General features: G+C 36.5%; 16 protein-coding genes. 9 read left to right on the top strand and 7 right to left on the bottom strand.

Annotation, left to right across the window (positions count from 1 at the left end; genetic code table 11):
* The 6 genes from E7480_00865 to E7480_00840 all read left to right on the top strand — a co-directional run bounded on the left by E7480_00865 (nt 1) and on the right by E7480_00840 (nt 7,258).
* Nucleotides 1-1,779 (top strand): HAD-IIIC family phosphatase, encoded by a 1,779-nt coding sequence (locus E7480_00865; GenBank protein MBE6903146.1) that lies wholly within the window; start codon nt 1-3, stop codon nt 1,777-1,779.
* Entirely contained in the window at nt 1,776-2,015 is a 240-nt protein-coding gene (locus tag E7480_00860; protein MBE6903145.1) for an acyl carrier protein, read from the top strand. Before E7480_00865 ends, E7480_00860 begins: the two co-directional genes overlap by 4 nt.
* Nucleotides 2,016-2,181: 166 nt before the next feature.
* Complete coding sequence (locus E7480_00855) at nt 2,182-2,871, top strand: response regulator transcription factor (protein ID MBE6903144.1); 690 nt, start codon at nt 2,182-2,184, stop codon at nt 2,869-2,871.
* 18 nt (nt 2,872-2,889) lie between these two features.
* On the top strand, nt 2,890-4,320 hold the full coding sequence (locus E7480_00850) for a HAMP domain-containing histidine kinase (GenBank protein ID MBE6903143.1): 1,431 nt from the start codon (nt 2,890-2,892) through the stop codon (nt 4,318-4,320).
* Nucleotides 4,321-4,348: 28 nt separating this feature from the next.
* Entirely contained in the window at nt 4,349-5,869 is a 1,521-nt protein-coding gene (locus E7480_00845) for a trypsin-like serine protease (protein MBE6903142.1), read from the top strand.
* A gap of 108 nt (nt 5,870-5,977) precedes the next feature.
* Complete coding sequence (locus tag E7480_00840; protein ID MBE6903141.1) at nt 5,978-7,258, top strand: phosphopyruvate hydratase; 1,281 nt, start codon at nt 5,978-5,980, stop codon at nt 7,256-7,258.
* A 181-nt stretch (nt 7,259-7,439) separates the two neighbouring features.
* Here E7480_00840 and E7480_00835 read toward each other — a convergent pair whose 3' ends face one another.
* From E7480_00835 to E7480_00805, 7 genes are all read right to left on the bottom strand, one after another.
* Nucleotides 7,440-8,363: a hypothetical protein gene (locus E7480_00835; protein ID MBE6903140.1), complete on the bottom strand. Its 924-nt coding sequence runs from the start codon at nt 8,361-8,363 to the stop codon at nt 7,440-7,442.
* The gene (locus E7480_00830; GenBank protein MBE6903139.1) at nt 8,360-9,274 is read right to left on the bottom strand and encodes a DMT family transporter; all 915 of its coding nucleotides are present in this window, start codon (nt 9,272-9,274) and stop codon (nt 8,360-8,362) included. Before E7480_00830 ends, E7480_00835 begins: the two co-directional genes overlap by 4 nt.
* Nucleotides 9,275-9,336: 62 nt before the next feature.
* On the bottom strand, nt 9,337-10,512 hold the full coding sequence (locus tag E7480_00825; protein ID MBE6903138.1) for a sodium ion-translocating decarboxylase subunit beta: 1,176 nt from the start codon (nt 10,510-10,512) through the stop codon (nt 9,337-9,339).
* A 13-nt stretch (nt 10,513-10,525) separates the two neighbouring features.
* The gene (locus E7480_00820; protein ID MBE6903137.1) at nt 10,526-10,903 is read right to left on the bottom strand and encodes a biotin/lipoyl-binding protein; all 378 of its coding nucleotides are present in this window, start codon (nt 10,901-10,903) and stop codon (nt 10,526-10,528) included.
* A 12-nt stretch (nt 10,904-10,915) separates the two neighbouring features.
* The gene (locus E7480_00815) at nt 10,916-11,233 is read right to left on the bottom strand and encodes a hypothetical protein (GenBank protein ID MBE6903136.1); all 318 of its coding nucleotides are present in this window, start codon (nt 11,231-11,233) and stop codon (nt 10,916-10,918) included.
* Nucleotides 11,234-11,261: 28 nt separating this feature from the next.
* Nucleotides 11,262-12,644 (bottom strand): pyruvate carboxylase subunit B, encoded by a 1,383-nt coding sequence (locus tag E7480_00810; GenBank protein ID MBE6903135.1) that lies wholly within the window; start codon nt 12,642-12,644, stop codon nt 11,262-11,264.
* A 722-nt stretch (nt 12,645-13,366) separates the two neighbouring features.
* Nucleotides 13,367-14,689, bottom strand: a complete 1,323-nt coding sequence (locus tag E7480_00805; protein MBE6903134.1) for an HD domain-containing protein — start codon at nt 14,687-14,689, stop codon at nt 13,367-13,369.
* A 141-nt stretch (nt 14,690-14,830) separates the two neighbouring features.
* Here E7480_00805 and E7480_00800 point away from each other — a divergent pair, with 141 nt between their 5' ends.
* From E7480_00800 to E7480_00790, 3 genes are read left to right on the top strand one after another with little or no spacing between them, the layout of a single operon-like run.
* The gene (locus tag E7480_00800) at nt 14,831-16,186 is read left to right on the top strand and encodes a hypothetical protein (GenBank protein ID MBE6903133.1); all 1,356 of its coding nucleotides are present in this window, start codon (nt 14,831-14,833) and stop codon (nt 16,184-16,186) included.
* 40 nt (nt 16,187-16,226) lie between these two features.
* A complete protein-coding gene (locus E7480_00795) occupies nt 16,227-16,676 on the top strand; it encodes a phage holin family protein (protein MBE6903132.1) in 450 nt (149 codons plus the stop codon).
* A gap of 3 nt (nt 16,677-16,679) precedes the next feature.
* Complete coding sequence (locus tag E7480_00790) at nt 16,680-17,645, top strand: hypothetical protein (protein ID MBE6903131.1); 966 nt, start codon at nt 16,680-16,682, stop codon at nt 17,643-17,645.

Here is a 17,645-nt window from a genome sequence, read left to right as displayed (position 1 = left end):
ATGAATTTATCCTATCCTTTTGACAGCGCTGAGCTTATTAAAAATAAAAAGAAAATAAAAAGAGAACTTTTGAATGACAATACAGTCAGAATAAAGAAGAATATTGCTTTTTTAGGCGGTTCAACAACTAACGATATTGTTAATATGACAGAGCTGTTTTTGCTCAGTAACGGTATAGAGCCGAGCTTTTATCAGTCGGAATATGCTATGTATTGGCAGGAAGCGATGTTTGAAAATAAAGAGCTTAAGGAATTTAAGCCCGATATAATTTTCATTCATACTACTCTTCGCAATATTGAAGAGCTTCCCGCTATGAACGACAGTGAGCAAAGAGTAGAAGAAATGCTTGAGGGTGCTTACAAAAAGTTTGAAGCTATGTGGGAGCATCTCAAAAGTGAATACGGCTGTACGATAATACAGAATAACTTTGAATATCCCTTTTACCGTCTTTTAGGTAACAGAGATGCCTGGGATATTCACGGAACAGTTAATTTTGTAAATAGGCTTAATGACAAGTTTTATGCATACGCAAGAAGCAATAACGGATTTTATATAAACGATATCAATTATCTTTCGGCAAGTATGGGTCTTGATAATTGGTGCGACCTTTCCTTCTGGTATATGTATAAATACGCTATGTCTATGAACGGTGTTGTAAATCTTGCCTTTAATCTCAGCAATATAATAAAATCGGTTTTCGGAAAAAATAAAAAGACATTGGTAATGGATTTGGACAACACTCTTTGGGGCGGCGTAGTCGGTGATGACGGAGTTGAAAACATAGAGATAGGTCAGGAAGCGGCAGACGGTCAGTGCTTCTACGATTTCCAGAAGTATATAAAGGCTCATAAGCAATTGGGTATATTGCTTACAGTAAACTCCAAAAACGATGAGGAAAATGCCCTTGCAGGTATTTCCCATCCCGACGGAGCATTGAATAAAGACGATTTTACAGTAATAAAAGCCAACTGGGAGAATAAGGACAGAAATATTATTCAGACAGCGGCACAGCTTAATTTAGGAGCAGACTCCTTTGTATTTTGCGACGATAATCCCGTTGAAAGAGATATAGTTGCAAGCTCTGTAGAGGGTATAGCAGTACCGAAATTTGATGACCCTTTAAACTATATACGCACTCTTGACAAAAACGCATATTTTGAAATTACAGCCTTTTCGGATGATGACCTTAAAAGAAATGAAATGTATAAGGCAAACGCTCAAAGGCAGAGCCTGCTTTATGAGTGTGCAGATTTCGGAGAATATCTTAAGGGTCTTGAAATGACAGCGGTAATAGAGGGCTTTATTCCGATGTACTATCAGAGAATATCCCATCTTGCCAATAAATCAAATCAGTTCAATTTAACAACTAAAAGATATACCGTAGACGAAATTCAGAATGTTGCTGAAGATAAAAGCTATATAACTCTTTACGGTAAGCTGAGTGATAAATTCGGGGACAACGGAGTAGTTTCTCTCGTAATAGGAAGAAAGGACGGCAAAAGGCTTCATATAGACCTGTGGCTTATGAGCTGCAGAGTTTTAAAAAGAGATATGGAATTTGCCATGCTTGATTCCTTGGTGCAAAAGTGCAGAGAAAACGGAATAGAAGAGATTATAGGCTATTATTATAAAACAGCCAAAAACTCAATGGTAAGTGAGCTATATAAAACCTTTGGCTTTGAAAAGACAGAGGGCTTTGAAAATGGCGACAGCGAGTGGAAGCTCAATATAGAAAATTATGAAAATAAAAATAAAGTGATTAAGGTGGAATTAAAATGACAGAGCAAGAAATAATGCCGGTATTAACACAAATTTTCAGAGAGATTTTTGATGATGACAGTCTTGTAATCTCCCGCAACACAACTGCTGATGACATTGACGATTGGGACAGCCTTGAGCATATAAATCTTATTGCGGCTGTAGAAACACAGTTTAAAATCCGCTTTAAGATGAAAGAAGTTTCCTCAATGAAAAATGTGGGAGAAATGATAGATATAATAGCCCAGAGAGCATAAAAAGATTTCTAAAAAGCAATATAAGTTTTATATTGCTTTTTTGCTATTCTTAAAAATCCCTATATATGCTTTTTGCGTAAATTTTCAACAGTTTAACTGCTCGTTAATAATTTGGTAAATAATATATACTATATTAACTGTATAAAGCAAGAAGAGGAGAAAAGTGATGACTAACAAAAAAATTCTTGTAGTTGATGATGATAATAATATTTGCGAGCTGCTTCGTCTTTATCTTGAAAAGGACGGGTACAGAGTTAAAATAGCGAATGACGGTGCCGCTGCGCTTGAAAGCTTTACAGCTTATTCTCCCGATATTATATTGCTTGATATTATGCTTCCTAAAATGGACGGCTGGCAGGTCTGCAGGGAAATAAGAAAAAAATCAGATGTTCCGATTATAATGATAACTGCCAAAGGAGAAACCTTTGATAAGGTTTTAGGCTTAGAGTTAGGAGCAGATGACTATATCACAAAGCCCTTTGATACAAAAGAGGTAGTTGCAAGAATAAAGGCTGTATTGCGCCGTATGTCTCACGGTGAGAAGAAAGACTCTGAAAAAGAGGTAAACTACGAAAATCTTTGCCTTAATCTTTCCAATTATGTTTTGAAGATAAAAGGAAAAGTAGTGGAAGCTCCGCCAAAGGAGCTTGAGCTTTTATATCATTTAGCAAGCAATCCCAACCGTGTTTTTACCAGAGACCAGCTCTTAGATGAGGTATGGGGCTTTGAATATTTCGGGGACTCAAGAACGGTTGACGTTCATATAAAGCGTTTGCGTTCAAAGGTTGAAAATGTTTCTGACAAATGGTCTTTAAAAACAGTATGGGGCGTAGGCTATAAATTTGAAGTACTGTAAAAGGAGAAGCGTAGAGTTATGAAAAAGCAAAGAGTAAAGCTGTTTTCTAAGCTTTTTTTGAAATTTTATTTGAGAATAGCTGTTATTTTGCTTTGTTCCTTTGCTTTTATCAGCGTTATGATTTTCATACTTCTTTTTAAACAAAATTATGAGATTAAGCAAAAAGAGCTTGTGCAGGTGTCAAAACGTGTGGCGGATACTGTGTCCTCATTTTATGAGTTTCCAAGCTCATTGGATGAACGGGCTTTTAAAAATACATTAAGCTTTTTCTCAGACAGTACCGATTGTATGATTTTTATCACCGATGTAACGGGGGATATATGGGCATACGTAGGGTCAAGCACTCCGCCGAAACAAATTTCCCACAATTTGATTGAACAGACGTACAAAGACGGGATATTGACACATATGGGTAAGCTTGATAATCTTCTTCAAAGAAAAAGCTTTTGTGTGGCTATTCCTTATTATTCCCGAGGCGGAAGTGTTTTAGGCGTTGTTGTAATGGCGTATCCTTTTATAAATTTCTACGAGCCATTTAAAGAAATAACTCTTATATCGGTTTTAGCCGTTCTTGCAGCTTTGTTTGTGTCATATGTTGTAATGTACGTTGTTGTTGAAAGAATGTTAAGACCTATAAAAGCTATGAGTATGGCAGTAAAGGAAATGGCAAACGGCGATTTTTCAAGAACAATTCCCGTAATAGGTACTGACGAAATTTCAGAGCTTTCTGAATCTTTTAATGAAATGGCACATTCCTTGGGTGAATTAGAGGAAATGAGATATTCCTTTATATCAAATGTAAGCCACGAGCTTAAAACTCCTATGACCACTATTTCAGGCTTTGTTGACGGTATGCTTGACGGCACTATTCCTCTTGAAAACCACGGACATTATCTTGAAATAGTTTCTAATGAGTCTAAAAGACTTACAAGACTTGTAAACACCTTGCTTGATGCTACGAGAATAAGCGAGGGTAAGGTTAAGTTTAATATGATAGAGTTTGACGTTTGCTCTATGATTACCGATATTGCAGAAACCTTGCAAATGGAATTTGATAAAAAAGATATAAAAGTATTTGTAAACGTTGCAAAAAATCCTCTTGTAACTGTTGCAGATGAGGATGCAATTTACAGAGTTGTTTATAATATTGCTGAAAATGCAATTAAATTTACACAGCCCGGCGGTAAAATTTCTTTTTCCGTAGCAACGGACAATAAAAAGATTTTTGTAGGAATAAAAAATACGGGTGAGGGAATAAAACAAACAGATATCCCATACGTGTTTGACAGGTTTTTCAAAGCCGATAAATCAAGAGGGGTAGACGCTAAGGGTGTCGGCTTGGGACTGTATATGGCAAAACAGATAATAAAGGCTCACAAAGAAAATATATGGGTAAATTCAGTTTACAAGGAGTATGCGGAATTTGTCTTTACTTTGCCTTTAAAATAAATTATAGCACTAATTTGGAGGAAGAATTATGCAAGAGTTTGATAATAACGAAAAAAATATTCCGACTGAAGATTTGAATATGACTGAAAGCACACAGGATATTGCGCCTATACCCGAGGAGCAGGAAGCTGTGGGAAAGGTTGATTTCAGTATAACCGAAGAAACTTCTCATGAAATTCCCGAAAGCGATAACTCGGAAGAGGAATACGTTGTTGATACAAATCAAGTAATTTATACTGAGGATTTCAAACAGCAAGAGGAAGCTCCTTCCGAGCAAACTCCTGCTGAGCAGGGAGAACAGTATACCTATACTCAATTTTATCAAAATAAAAACCAATACGAAAATTACTCTGAAAACGGCGCACAACAGCAAGTGCCTTATACAACAAGCTACGGCGGTCAGGTAAATGACCAGGCGTACAGAAACGCAATTAAAAAGACTAACAGAAAGTCTGTTAAAGCTATTGTTGCGGTGGCAGTTGTTATTGCTCTTTTATGTGTAGGCGGAATTATAACTACAGGAATATACGGTATAAGAGATTATCTTGGTTATGACAATAATAATCCCTCTGACACCACCGAGCAAAGCGACAATTCTTCTCAAAGCTCAAACTTGCCTTCTATTATTAAGCCTGCAAAAACACCTGAAGGCGCATTGACAATTCCTGAGATTATAGTGAAATTAAAGCCCAGCGTTGTAGGTGTTACAGCAGAAAACGTGGGAAGCGGAACAGGAATTGTAATGACTAAGGAAGGCTATGTTCTGACTAATGCTCACGTTGTAGAAGGCGCTAAAACTATTACAATAGTTTCCTATGACGGAAAACAATATTCAGCGAAGCTTCAAGGTCTTGATTCAATTTCCGATATAGCAGTGCTTAAAGTTGATAATGCAGAGCTTACCCCTGCAGAATTCGGAAATTCTTCCGAAGCAATAGAGGGTGAAACAGTTGTAGCTATGGGTAATCCTTACGGACTTGACCTTGCAAATACAACGACAGCGGGAATAATTTCAGCTATAAGAAACGGAATAACTCTCGGTGATACAACAATGGACCTTATTCAGACCGATGCTTCTATAAATCCCGGAAATTCCGGAGGTCCTCTTGTAAATCAGTTTGGACAGGTTATAGGTATTACCTCACTTAAAATAATGTCTTCTTCAGGAACAATCTCAGAAGGCTTAGGCTTTGCAATTCCCATAGATACTGCAAAACCTATAATAAACGAAATAGTTCAGTATGGATATATCAAGAGTCGTCCTATGGTTGGAATTATGGGACAATATCTCAATGAACAATATGCTACAGCTTTGGGACTTCCTGCAGGTATTCTTGTTCAGTCAACCACACAGGGAACAGATGCTGCAAGAAAACTACAGAAATTTGACCTTATTACTAAAATTGAAGGAAAAACCTTCTCTTCAATGGATGAATTTAATTCCATTAAGAATAAATACAAAGCGGGAGATACAATAGAGCTTACTGTTTACAGAGACGATAAAGAAATAAGTGTAAAGCTTATTCTTTCTGAAAATTACAGTAACTAATAAAAAAACAGCTGAAATTTGATTTCAGCTGTTTTTTAATGCTTTACCTTTGAATTTTAAAATAAAAGAAACATATAATATATTTAAATGAATCGGAGGTAAAGAAGAATGAAACGATTTGCACAGATAACAGATGTGTTTGCAAGGGAGATACTTGATTCCAGAGGAAATCCAACAGTAGAGGCACAGGTGTTGGTTGATGACAGTGTTATAGGAATAGCAAGTGTGCCGTCAGGTGCTTCGACAGGTATTTATGAGGCTTGCGAATTAAGAGACAATGACAAAAAAAGATATTTCGGAAAAGGCGTTGAAACTGCTGTCGAAAAAGTAATTACTGATATAGCTGAAGAATTAAAAGGGTTAAATGTAATAGACCAACGCACAATTGATATGACAATGATAGAGCTTGACGGCACTAAAAACAAAAGCTTTTTAGGTGCAAACGCTATGCTTGCCGTATCTTTAGCAACGGCAAGAGCAGCCGCAAAGACGTTAGAGCTTCCTTTGTATCAATATTTGCAGGGCCCTTTTGCAAATACTTTACCTGTACCTATGTTGAATATTTTAAACGGCGGTGCTCACGCTACCAACAATCTCGATATACAGGAATTTATGATTGCTCCCGTAGGTGCAAACAGCTTTAGTGAAGGACTGAGAAAAAGCGTAGAGGTTTTTCACACTCTTAAACAGCTTTTAAATGAAAAAGGCTTATCAACTGCCGTAGGAGATGAGGGTGGCTTTGCTCCTGATTTGGAAAGCGACGAAAAAGCTCTTGAGCTAATTACAGATGCTATAGAAATGGCAGGATATAAAGCAGGATATGATTTTAAAATAGCACTTGATATTGCATCAAGCGAATGGACACAGACAAGCGGAATTTACAGACTTAGCAAAAGAGATATCGAATACAGCGGAAAAGAGCTGACAGAGTATTTAAAAAAGCTTTGTCAAAGCTATCCTATTTATTCAATAGAGGACAGCGCTTCGGAAGAGGATATAGCAACCTGGAAAGAACAAACTAAAGAATTAGGCGAGAATATTCAACTTGTGGGCGATGATTTCTTTGTTACAAATAAAGCAAGAATAGAAAACGGAATAAAGGAAAAAATTGCAAATGCAGTGTTGATAAAGCCAAACCAAATAGGAACATTGACAGAAACAATAGATGCAATTTATACGGCTAAAAATGCAGGCTACAGAACAGTTATATCTCACCGTTCGGGAGAAACAGAGGACACCTTTATTGCAGATTTAGCTGTGGCTGTAAATTCAGGACAAATAAAGACAGGAGCTCCCTCACGTGCTGAAAGAACAGCGAAATATAACAGACTTTTACAAATTGAAATGCAGCTTGATGAATATGCCAAATACGGCTTTAACAGATATTAAAAACTCTTTAACTAATTTCAAAAAAGTGATATTTTGCCTTGTAGCAAAGTGATATTAAAACCTATTGTTTTAGTGATATTTTATTCGCCTTAAAACTGCCAAAGGCAATATAACTCGCCTTTGGCGAATAAAACTGGCCAAGTATCCTTACGGGTACTTGGCCTTTTCGAGAGCAATTTTTTTAAAACGGTAAGATTTTATATATCCATATAACGATAGGCAGAGTAATTATGCTTGAAAGAGTTGATAAGGTGTATAGTTTTACGGCTAAAGAGCTGTCAGCTCCGAATTTTTCGGAAAAGAGAATAGTCGTTGTAGCGGTGGGACAAGCAGTCGCAATAAGAGAGGTTACTGCAATAGTTTCCGGCACCTTAAATAAATGCATAATTACAGCCATAATAAGCGGGATAATAAAGAGCTTTAACAAGGCTGATTTATAAACCTTCAAGGTTTTAAACGCACTTAAAATGTCACTTTTTATAACAAAAATTCCTGCAATAATCATAGCAAGGGGAGTGTTGATTTGAGCTACATAATCTATTGAAACATATATAGGATTCCAGATAGGTATTTTAAAAAAGAAAATAGGAAGTCCTATTATAATAGAAATAATAACAGGATTTATGCAGTTCTTAAGCGATTGCTTTATGCTTTGCTTTTTGTTTATCAACGAAATACCGTGTGTCCAGGAAAAAAGATTAAAAATAACAAGATAAGCGCTTGAAAAGAAAACACCTGTATTTCCGTAAACTCCCGATATAAGAGGAATTGCCATAAAGCCTGCGTTGGAATACATAGAGGCAAATCTCAGCACACCTACGCTTTCTTTTTTAGAGCTCCAAAAGACAGCGTTTATAAGTATTCCCACAATATGAGCTACAATAGCAAGAGCAAAGGCTATAAGAAGACCTTTTAAAAGCTCGGGGGTAAAATCTGTTATAAAGGCTTTTAATAAAATTGCAGGGTTTACAACATATAAAAGAATATTTGTAAGTTGCTTAACTCCGTTATCATCAACAAGCTTTGTCTTATAAGAAATAATTCCAACAAGCAAAAGCAAAAACATAATGAAAACTCGAATAAAAACGGTAAATGCTAATGTCATTCGGAAGCCTCCGTATGTTCAATTTTATTTTTAGAAAAGATAAGAGGTATCTGAGAAATAATTATTGCAGAAAAAATAAGAATACAGCCTAAAATATTTGAAAAGGTCATACGCTCATTGAGAATAATAATACCTCCGATAGCGCCAAAAACAGATTCGGTGCTGAGCAAAAAAGCGGCGTGAGTAGGATTTGCGTTTTTCTGTCCTACGGTTTGTAAAGTATAGGCTATTCCTACCGACATAAGACCGCCGTATAAAATCGGTATAACAGATGCTTTAATCATTTCAAAATTAGGTTGTTCTAAAATAAAGCTTAAAATAAAGCAGAAAATTCCGCAAAAAGCAAACTGAATACAAGATAATTTTAAAGGGTTTATTTTTTTGGAAAACCTATCTATAACTAAAATATGTAAAGCGTAAAAAACAGTGCTTGATAACACTATAAGGTCGCCTTTTGAAAAAGTGAAGCTTTCATTTACACAAAGCAGATAAAGTCCCGAAACACCGGGGATAATCGCAATCCATGAAAATAAGCCCGATTTGTTCTTGAAAAAAATGCTTAGAATAGGAACAAGAACAAGATAAAGACCTGTTATAAAGCTTGTTTTTCCTGCAGTAGAGTCTTTAATTCCGATTTGCTGTAACGAAGAGGCGATTGCCAGTATAAGTCCACTGATAAATCCAAATAGGATATAATAATAAAACTTTGTTTTTGCTGCTTTGTTTTTGTTTATTATATCAATAATAAGAATAACAGGAATTAAAGATATACTGCCCAAAAGAAACCGCACAGCGTTAAAATAAAATGGGCTCATAGTTTCTGACACTGTTTTCTGTGCAACAAAGGCAAAGCCCCAAATTGCAGCGGCAAGAAGAAATTCGATATTTGCTATTATGTTTTTACTTTTCATTTTTTCAGCCTTTTATGTCTTAAATAATCGGACGGAAAAATTCCGCCCGATTGTTTTTAAATTTACTTACCAAATACAGCTAACAGGAAGCCTGCAGCAACAGCAGAGCCTATAACGCCTGCAACATTGGGTCCCATAGCGTGCATAAGCAAAAAGTTTTTCGGATTTGCTTTTTGTCCTTCTCTGTGAGCAACACGTGCTGCCATAGGTACAGCAGATACACCTGCGGCACCGATAAGAGGATTGATTTTTCCTTTTGTTATAAAGCACATAAGCTTTCCGAATAATACACCGCCTACAGTTGAGAAGGCAAAAGCCACCAAGCCCAAAACAATAATAAGGATAGTATCAAGAGCTAAGAACTTTTCACCAACAGCGGTAGCACCTACAGAAACACCGAGGAATATCGTAACAATATTCATAAGGGCATTTTGCGCTGTATCAGAAAGTCTGTCTGTAACACCGCACTCTTTGAAAAGGTTACCCAGCATAAGCATACCGATAAGAGGGGCTACAGAAGGAAGTAAAAATACGCAGAAAATAGTTATAACAATAGGGAATATGATTTTTTCGGTTTTTGAAACCTTTCGTCCCTCTGTCATAACAATTTCTCTTTCCTTTTTTGTAGTAAGAAGTCGCATAATGGGGGGCTGAATAATAGGGATAAGAGCCATATAAGAATATGCGGCTATTGCAATAGCAGGCAGTATTTCGGGCTTAAGCTTTGATGTGAGATAAATAGCAGTAGGACCGTCAGCACCTCCGATAATTGCAATAGATGCAGCCGCTAAATTGTCAAACCCGAATAGTGTTGCCAATAAAAGAGCTGTGTAAATACCAAGCTGTGCCGCACCGCCTAAAAGCAGACTTGAAGGGCGGGAAAGCAACGGTCCGAAATCAGTCATAGCGCCGACACCCATAAATATAAGCGACGGATAAATTCCCAATTTAACACCTAAATAAAGGAAATCCAACAGTCCGCCTTCGGACAAAATTCTTGAATAATTTATATGTCCTTCCACAGCTTGGAAAAGCTCGGGATGGTAAACGCCCGAGATAGGAAGATTAGCTAAAAGCATACCAAAAGCAATAGGCAAAAGCAGTAACGGCTCAAATTTTTTAACAATGGCAAGATAAATAAGAACAAGAGAAATGATAATCATAGCTCCCGCTTGCCACGTAAGACTTGCAAAACCGGAATCTATCCATAGCTTAGAGAGAACTTCTAAAATAGACATTTTAAATCCTCCCTTAACCTATAACTACGAGAAGGTCGTCTGTATTTACCTGAGCACCTTTAGTAACAGCAATCTGAGTAACTGTACCGTCAACAGGAGCAACGATTTCATTTTCCATTTTCATAGCTTCTATTATAAGAAGCAAATCTCCTGCTTTAACCTTTGCGCCGTTTGAAACAGCAATATTAAGTACAGAGCCTGTCAGAGGAGCAAGTACAGGAGTACCGCTGCCTACATTTACAGGAGCAACAGGTGCTGCGGCAGGTGCAGAGGGAACAGGAGCAGCAGGAGCAACAGCTGCAGGCGCATCTGAAACGCTTAGAAGAGTAGCGCTGCCTTCTTCAACCTCTACTTCATATTTTTTTCCGTTTAAATTAACTATATATTTCATATCTATTACTCCTTAATCTTTTAAAAGCTTAATTGATTTAAATACAAGGCGTGATAGGGGAATACCTGTCTGATCGCTTACTATTGCCATTATAATAGCAGCAGTTTTTTCATCGGTATCCAGAAGCTTAAGCTGACCTGCTGACAAGCCGGTATCAACAACGGGCTGAGAATCCACCGGCTTAATGGGTTTGGCTTCTTCTTTTTGAAAAAGCTGTATAAGCTTAGAAATTGCCATTACAACAAGTGCTATTACAGCAAGAACAACTATAACAAGCAAAAAGCCTATAAGACTTATTAAAAGAATTTGACTGATATCCAAAGCGTTCATTCCTTTACTGTTTGAATTTGAACAGATACTAATCTATTCGTTTTATTGTATAGTTTACTTTGATTTGACGTTTGTTTTCTCTGTTTTCAAAGAATTTCATAGCAACCTCGGGGAATGCAATATAAGAGAGAACATCTTCATCATTCTGAGCGATTCCTTTAAGCTTTTCCTTGGTTTCTTCAAAAGCAGGGGGAAGGGTTTTAGCAAATCTTTCTTCAATAGGCTTTTCGTCGCCTAAAACAAGCTTTATAAGCTCGGGGTTGATTTCTCCGGGAGCTTTGCCGTATTCACCCTTGATATATGCTTTGACCTCTTTACCTACGTTTTTATATCTCTGACCTACAAGTACGTTTGTAGCGGCTTGAACGCCTACCATCTGAGACATAGGAGTTACAAGGGGAGGATATCCCAAATCCTTACGGACTCTGGGGGTTTCTTCAAGAACAAGAGGAAGCTTATCCATAGCGTTCTGAGCTTTAAGCTGAGCAATAAGGTTTGAAAGCATACCTCCTGGAATCTGATAGCTGAGAGCATCGGAATCGGTAGTAAGAACCAACGGGTCTAACTTGCCCTCTTCAAGAAATGCATTTCTTACAGGCTTAACCTTATCGTTAATGCTCTTCAAAACAGCTGTATCAAGACCTGTTTCAAAGCCCATCTGACGTAAAACATAATCAAGAGTTTCGGTACCGGGCTGACTTGTGCCGCCACTCATAGAACAGATAGCAGTATCTATAACATCTACGCCTGCCTCGGCAGCTTTAAGGTATGTCATAGAAGCAAGACCTGTTGTTGAATGAGTGTGAAGAACGATTGGTAATTTTATTGTTTCTTTAAGGGCACTGACAAGGTCATAGGCTTCCTGAGGGCTCATAATTCCTGCCATATCTTTGATGCAGACAGAGGAAACCCCCATATTTTCAAGGTCTTTACCCAATTTAACATATGCTTCAAGATTGTGAATAGGACTTAAGGTATAAACGATAGTACCTTGAGCGTGACCGCCTCTTTTTATTGTTTCATCAACGGAAATTTCAATATTGCGAAGGTCGTTCAACGCATCGAAAATTCTTATAATATCAATACCGTTTTCAATTGCCTTAGCAACAAACATTCTTACCACGTCATCGGGATAATGCTTGTAACCTAAAAGATTTTGACCTCTGAGAAGCATCTGAAGCTTAGGAGTTTTAAGATGTGATTTTATTTTGCGAAGTCTCTCCCAAGGGTCTTCATCAAGATAGCGCAAGCAGGAATCGAAAGTTGCACCGCCCCAACACTCAACAGAATAATAACCTGCTTTTTCAATATCGTCAAGCATCGCTTCGAAATCAGAAAAGGGCATACGGGTTGCAATAAGGGATTGGTTTGCATCTCTTAAAAGAGTTTCAGTAAATTTTATCTGTTTCATTTTTTCGATTTTATCCTCTCTTGAAAAAATACCAAAATTTCAATATATAGTATACCAAAAAATAATAAAATAGTCAATAAATTCAAAAAAACAGCATTAAATTTTTTTATTTTTCTTGACAGAAACGATAAACTATGTATAATCAAAAGTAATAATTTAATAAATATTAGGAGAAAAATATGAATAAAGCATTTAAATTTATTGTTATGATAGGAAGTATCGCAAGCATTATAGCTGCTATTGTTTTGTGCTGTGTTTATATTGAAAAAATTACTGCAGCTGCTTCACTTATTAAAGATAAAATTTTTGAGAAAATATCAAGAAAAAAACTGTCGCAATAGAGTGTTGTTCTTGACGGAGAATTTAAAAATTGTTTGGATTCTTGTTAAGAACCAGCATCGTATTTGTGCGTACAAATGCAGATGGGCAGTAGCCCAAACCCACTAACAGCAGAAAAGAGAAGATTCGTTTATCTGAAATCTTCTCTTTCTTTTTGTCTGTTAAGTGATATGCTGACTGCCGTCAGCGTGATATTTTCACATTGTGAAAGTGATATTAAACCCTATGGGTTTAGTGATATTCTATTCGCCAACAAAACTTGCGAAGCAAATATCACTCGGCTGTAAGCCGAATATCACTGCATAGCAATATCACTCGCCGTAGGCGAATAGAGTTGGCGTAATGTCCATTAAGGACATTACGCCATAGCTTGCGGCAGTTTTTTAGCTATTGAGTTGTTTTGCTTTGTTTAAAAGTGCTTCTTTTTCGTTTTCTATTTCTTTGTCTATAACAAGCTTTAAAAGAAGATTAAGAGTTTGTCCGATTTTTTTGCCTTTGATATTGTTTTCAATAAGGTCATGTCCGTTTATCTTCAGAGCTTTAAGATTTAAACAGTCCTCTTGAGCTACTATTTTTTCAATTAAAGCCTCAATAGTGTCTACATATTTTGACCTATCATCATCTAAAACAGCTTTTGAAAAGCTTTCTGCTCTTTTTAAAGCTAAAATACGCATTGACTGTTCATAGTTATTTTTAGCTAAAAATCGGCGTACATATTTTTCTTCGGGAATAATCTGATAATCGTGGTTTTCTACTATCTGACAAACCAAAGCTTTTGTTTTATTATCTGCTTTAAGCGCATTTAAAGCTTTATTGCAAAGCTCCTTGCTTATTTTGGCGTGGCCGTGAAAATGTCCCGTACCGATTTGGTCCTCTGTGTAGCAAAAGGGCTTTCCTATATCGTGAAAAAAAGCGCTTAGCCTTGAGATTTCATCGGGCGGTGAGTTTTCCACTACGTAAGCGCTGTGTGTGTAAACATCGTAAATATGATGGGGATTATTTTGTAAAAAGCCTATGCTTTCCTTTACCTGAGGGATAATCTCAGCAAATACATCTGAAAATTGTAATAGAATATTTTTAACATTTTTCCCGCATAGAATTTTTTTGAACTCGCTAAAAATTCTTTCGGCAGAAATATTTTTAAGCAGTGGATAGTTTTTTAAAATACTGTCCGCTGTTTTTTTATCTGTTTCAAAACCGAGAGTGCTTGCAAAACGAAGGGCTCTTAAAATTCGCAAAGCATCTTCTTCAAAGCGTTTATCGGGCTCTCCGACACATTTTATAATTTTATTTTCAATGTCCTGTTTTCCGCCGAATAAATCAATAAGCTTTCCGTCAAGACTGTATGCCATAGCATTTATTGTAAAATCCCTGCGACATAAATCGTCCTTTAAATCCAAGGTAAACTCAACGTTTTCGGGACGTCTGTTATTAAGATACTTTCCGTCTATCCGATAGGTAGTTATTTCTACGGGCTTGTTTTCCCATAAAAGAGTAACAGTTCCGTGCTTTATTCCTGTTTCTATAACGGGAACATCGAAAAAAAGCTCTTTGATTTGTTGTGGAAGCGCCTGTGTAGTTATATCGTAATCGTTTGGCTCTTTGCCCATAATCATATCACGAACACAGCCGCCAACTGCATATGCAGGTATATTGTTTTTTTCAAATCTTTGAAGAATAAGCTTTATATATTCAGGAAGATTCATATTGAAAGCTCCTTTAAGGTGTGTTTATTACAGAATATCATAAAAATAGAATAATAACAAGAGTCGTAAAGGTTTTTTAAAACATTGCACTAAATTGCACTTTTGAGAGATAAATTTAGAGTAAAAGAAAGGATGATAAATATGTTAAACAGGCTTTTGATGGCAAAAAAAGCAGTTTGCACAGCAAATCAAAATAAGTTTCGCAGTTATTTTGGAAGTGATATAAAGGCTGAAAACACTCTTGAGGGAGGCTTGAGAAATTATTTTATATTCGGCTCTACTACGCAGGAGCAGGCACCGACTCTTGACAATCCCGCACAGCAAATAGGAGTCAATGACTTTGAAAGTATAATTACAAGCAAAAATTTGCTTCCAAAAGAAGAAATGTACACTAAGGCTTATAATGCCTCACCGACTGTGGTGGAAAAAGTCGAAAAAGACGGCAGAGAGTGTGTATACTTCAAATCAGGCGTAAACTCACCGGTTAACTCATTTACAATTAAATTTAAAGAAAATACACGTTATACCGTAAAAACGACACTTTATTATGAAACGGAAAGGACAAGCGGTTATGGGGTGGTGATGAGAGTCGATTATACAGACGGTACAACAAAATATGTTTCTCCGTCTCTTGCCCGTTACAACACTTGGAATAGCTATACTTTTACGACTCCGCAGAATAAAACTGTCAAAAGAATTTATTATTCATATAATGTAAGTATACCTACGTATATGGATATGAATTCCTGCGCAATATACGAGGGTGTCTATACAAATGATACAATACCTGAATTTACCGAGGGTAAAATCCCCTATATTACAAATATAGATTTAGCAAAAATAGGGCTGTCAGGCATAACAGCTTTACACGGAATTAAGCTTCCGCAGGAGTCACAATTAGTTCCAAGCTATACCGATAATAACAACAATAGATATATTGCTGACTATATAGCTAAACTCGATCAAAGTGTCAGCTTGGTAAGGAATATAGGAATGACAACATATACTGAGTCGTTATTGGAAAACAGACCTCCGCAGTTTGAAAATTTATCACAGTATAATAACGAGGAAAGCTGTGTTTGTTATTTGGTTTCTAATAATCAATGTATTGCAGGGGGAGCAAACACTGTTATTACAAATTATTTTTCTTATACTCCTGTATTTGACAGCACACAGACGCAAACGGGAATATACCCTTTAGATGAACCATATGGATTAAATAGAGATTATATAAGGCTCAGATATGATTTAGGAATAATTTCAAGCACAGATACAAATTTGCAAAAACAGCAAAAATTTCAGCAGTGGCTGATAGAAAAAGCACAGCAGGGAAATCCTCTTACCGTTATGTATGCTGCTAAAAACGCTTATAGTATAGACATAACAGATTCTCAATTAGGACAAGAGCTTGCTAAAATAGATGTTTTTCCAAATTATACAAATATTTATAATACAAATAAGCTTTGGCAATTCGCCTTAATAAAAGTAAAGGAGTAATAAAAAATGAGATATATAATAACACAGGAGGTGTCGGCAAGTGAAACAAATGCTTGTTAAGATAGCAGTTGTCGGTATAGGAGGCACAATAACAGCATATTTCAATGCTCTGCTTGTTCCTGTTGTATTGCTGGCGGCGGTTATGGTAATGGATTACATATCAGGTATTATATCCGCCTGGAAGGATGGTTGCTTGAACAGCCGCATAGGAGTTGTGGGAATAGTAAAAAAGGTTTGTTATCTTTTGGCTATAGGAGTAGCGATTGTTACTGATTTGGTAATATCACAGGCACTTGCAAAAATAGGGGTTGATTTTACAAGCTCGTATTTATTCGGAATAATAGTTACTATATGGTTTGTGGTAAATGAGCTTATTTCAATTCTTGAAAATGTAAATAAAATCGGTGTACCTCTTCCGCCGTTTCTTATAAAGGTGATAAAAAAGCTTAAGGATACGGTGGAAAATACAAATATACAAGAGGAGAAATAGAAAATGGCAAAAAGCGTATATTTATATCCAACAAATCAATTTGGAAATCTTTATGCTTACGGCAATACCAACGAGGGCGAGCAGTGCAATCTGATTGCAGATGTAATTGAGGAAAAGCTTAAAAAATATGATGTAAAGGTATTAAGAACGAAAAAAGAATGGACATCGTATCAAATAGGATGTGAAAAGGTCAATGAGGCAGGAGCCGATTTGTGTATTTGTATTCATACAAACGCAAGCGGTGCAAAAATTCCCACCGCAACCGGTACGGAAACCTATTATAACCCCAATATAGTCGGAGCAAAGGAATGGGCAGCCTTGGTTCAAAATAAAATAAAAGCTCTCAGACCTTCTGTTGACAGAGGTATAAAAGACGGCTCATATCCTACAGGCGCAAATATAGGCTACATAAACAGGATTAAATGTATAAACTGTTTGGTAGAAATGGAATTTCACGATGTTTATGAAACTGCAAAATGGATATATGAGAATAATCAAAAGCTTGCGCAGGCAATTACCGAAGCAATAGTAGAGCAGTTAAAGCTTGAAGCTAAACAGGAAAACACCTTTAAAGAAGGGGACAAAGTGAAAATAAAAAAGAACAGTAAATACGTTACGGGAGAAACGCCTTCTTCCTGGGTTTTTGATGAAACCTTTAAAATATCAAAAGCATTTGAAGATTATGCGGCATTAAGCGGTTTGGACAGCGATATAATAATCGGACTTATGTTTTATGAAAATTTAATGAAAACAAATGATACTGAAACCCAAAAAACATATCTGACAGTCAGCACGCTTCTTTTACCTTTATGGCTTTGCGGAGGCTGGAACGGAAGTAAGCCCACTAAAAATATTGTGAAAATGCCAAAAGGCTCAAGGGTTGAATTGATAGAAAAAACAAACACTAAATGGTATAAAGTAAAGTATAGCGGGATTATAGGCTATGCAAGTGCAAAATATCTTAAATGA

It is taken from the genome of Oscillospiraceae bacterium (assembly GCA_015067255.1).
Classification (GTDB): domain Bacteria; phylum Bacillota; class Clostridia; order Oscillospirales; family SIG519; genus SIG519.
The sequence above is the reverse complement of the archived record's forward strand: the minus strand, read 5'-3'. Positions and strand labels throughout refer to the sequence as shown.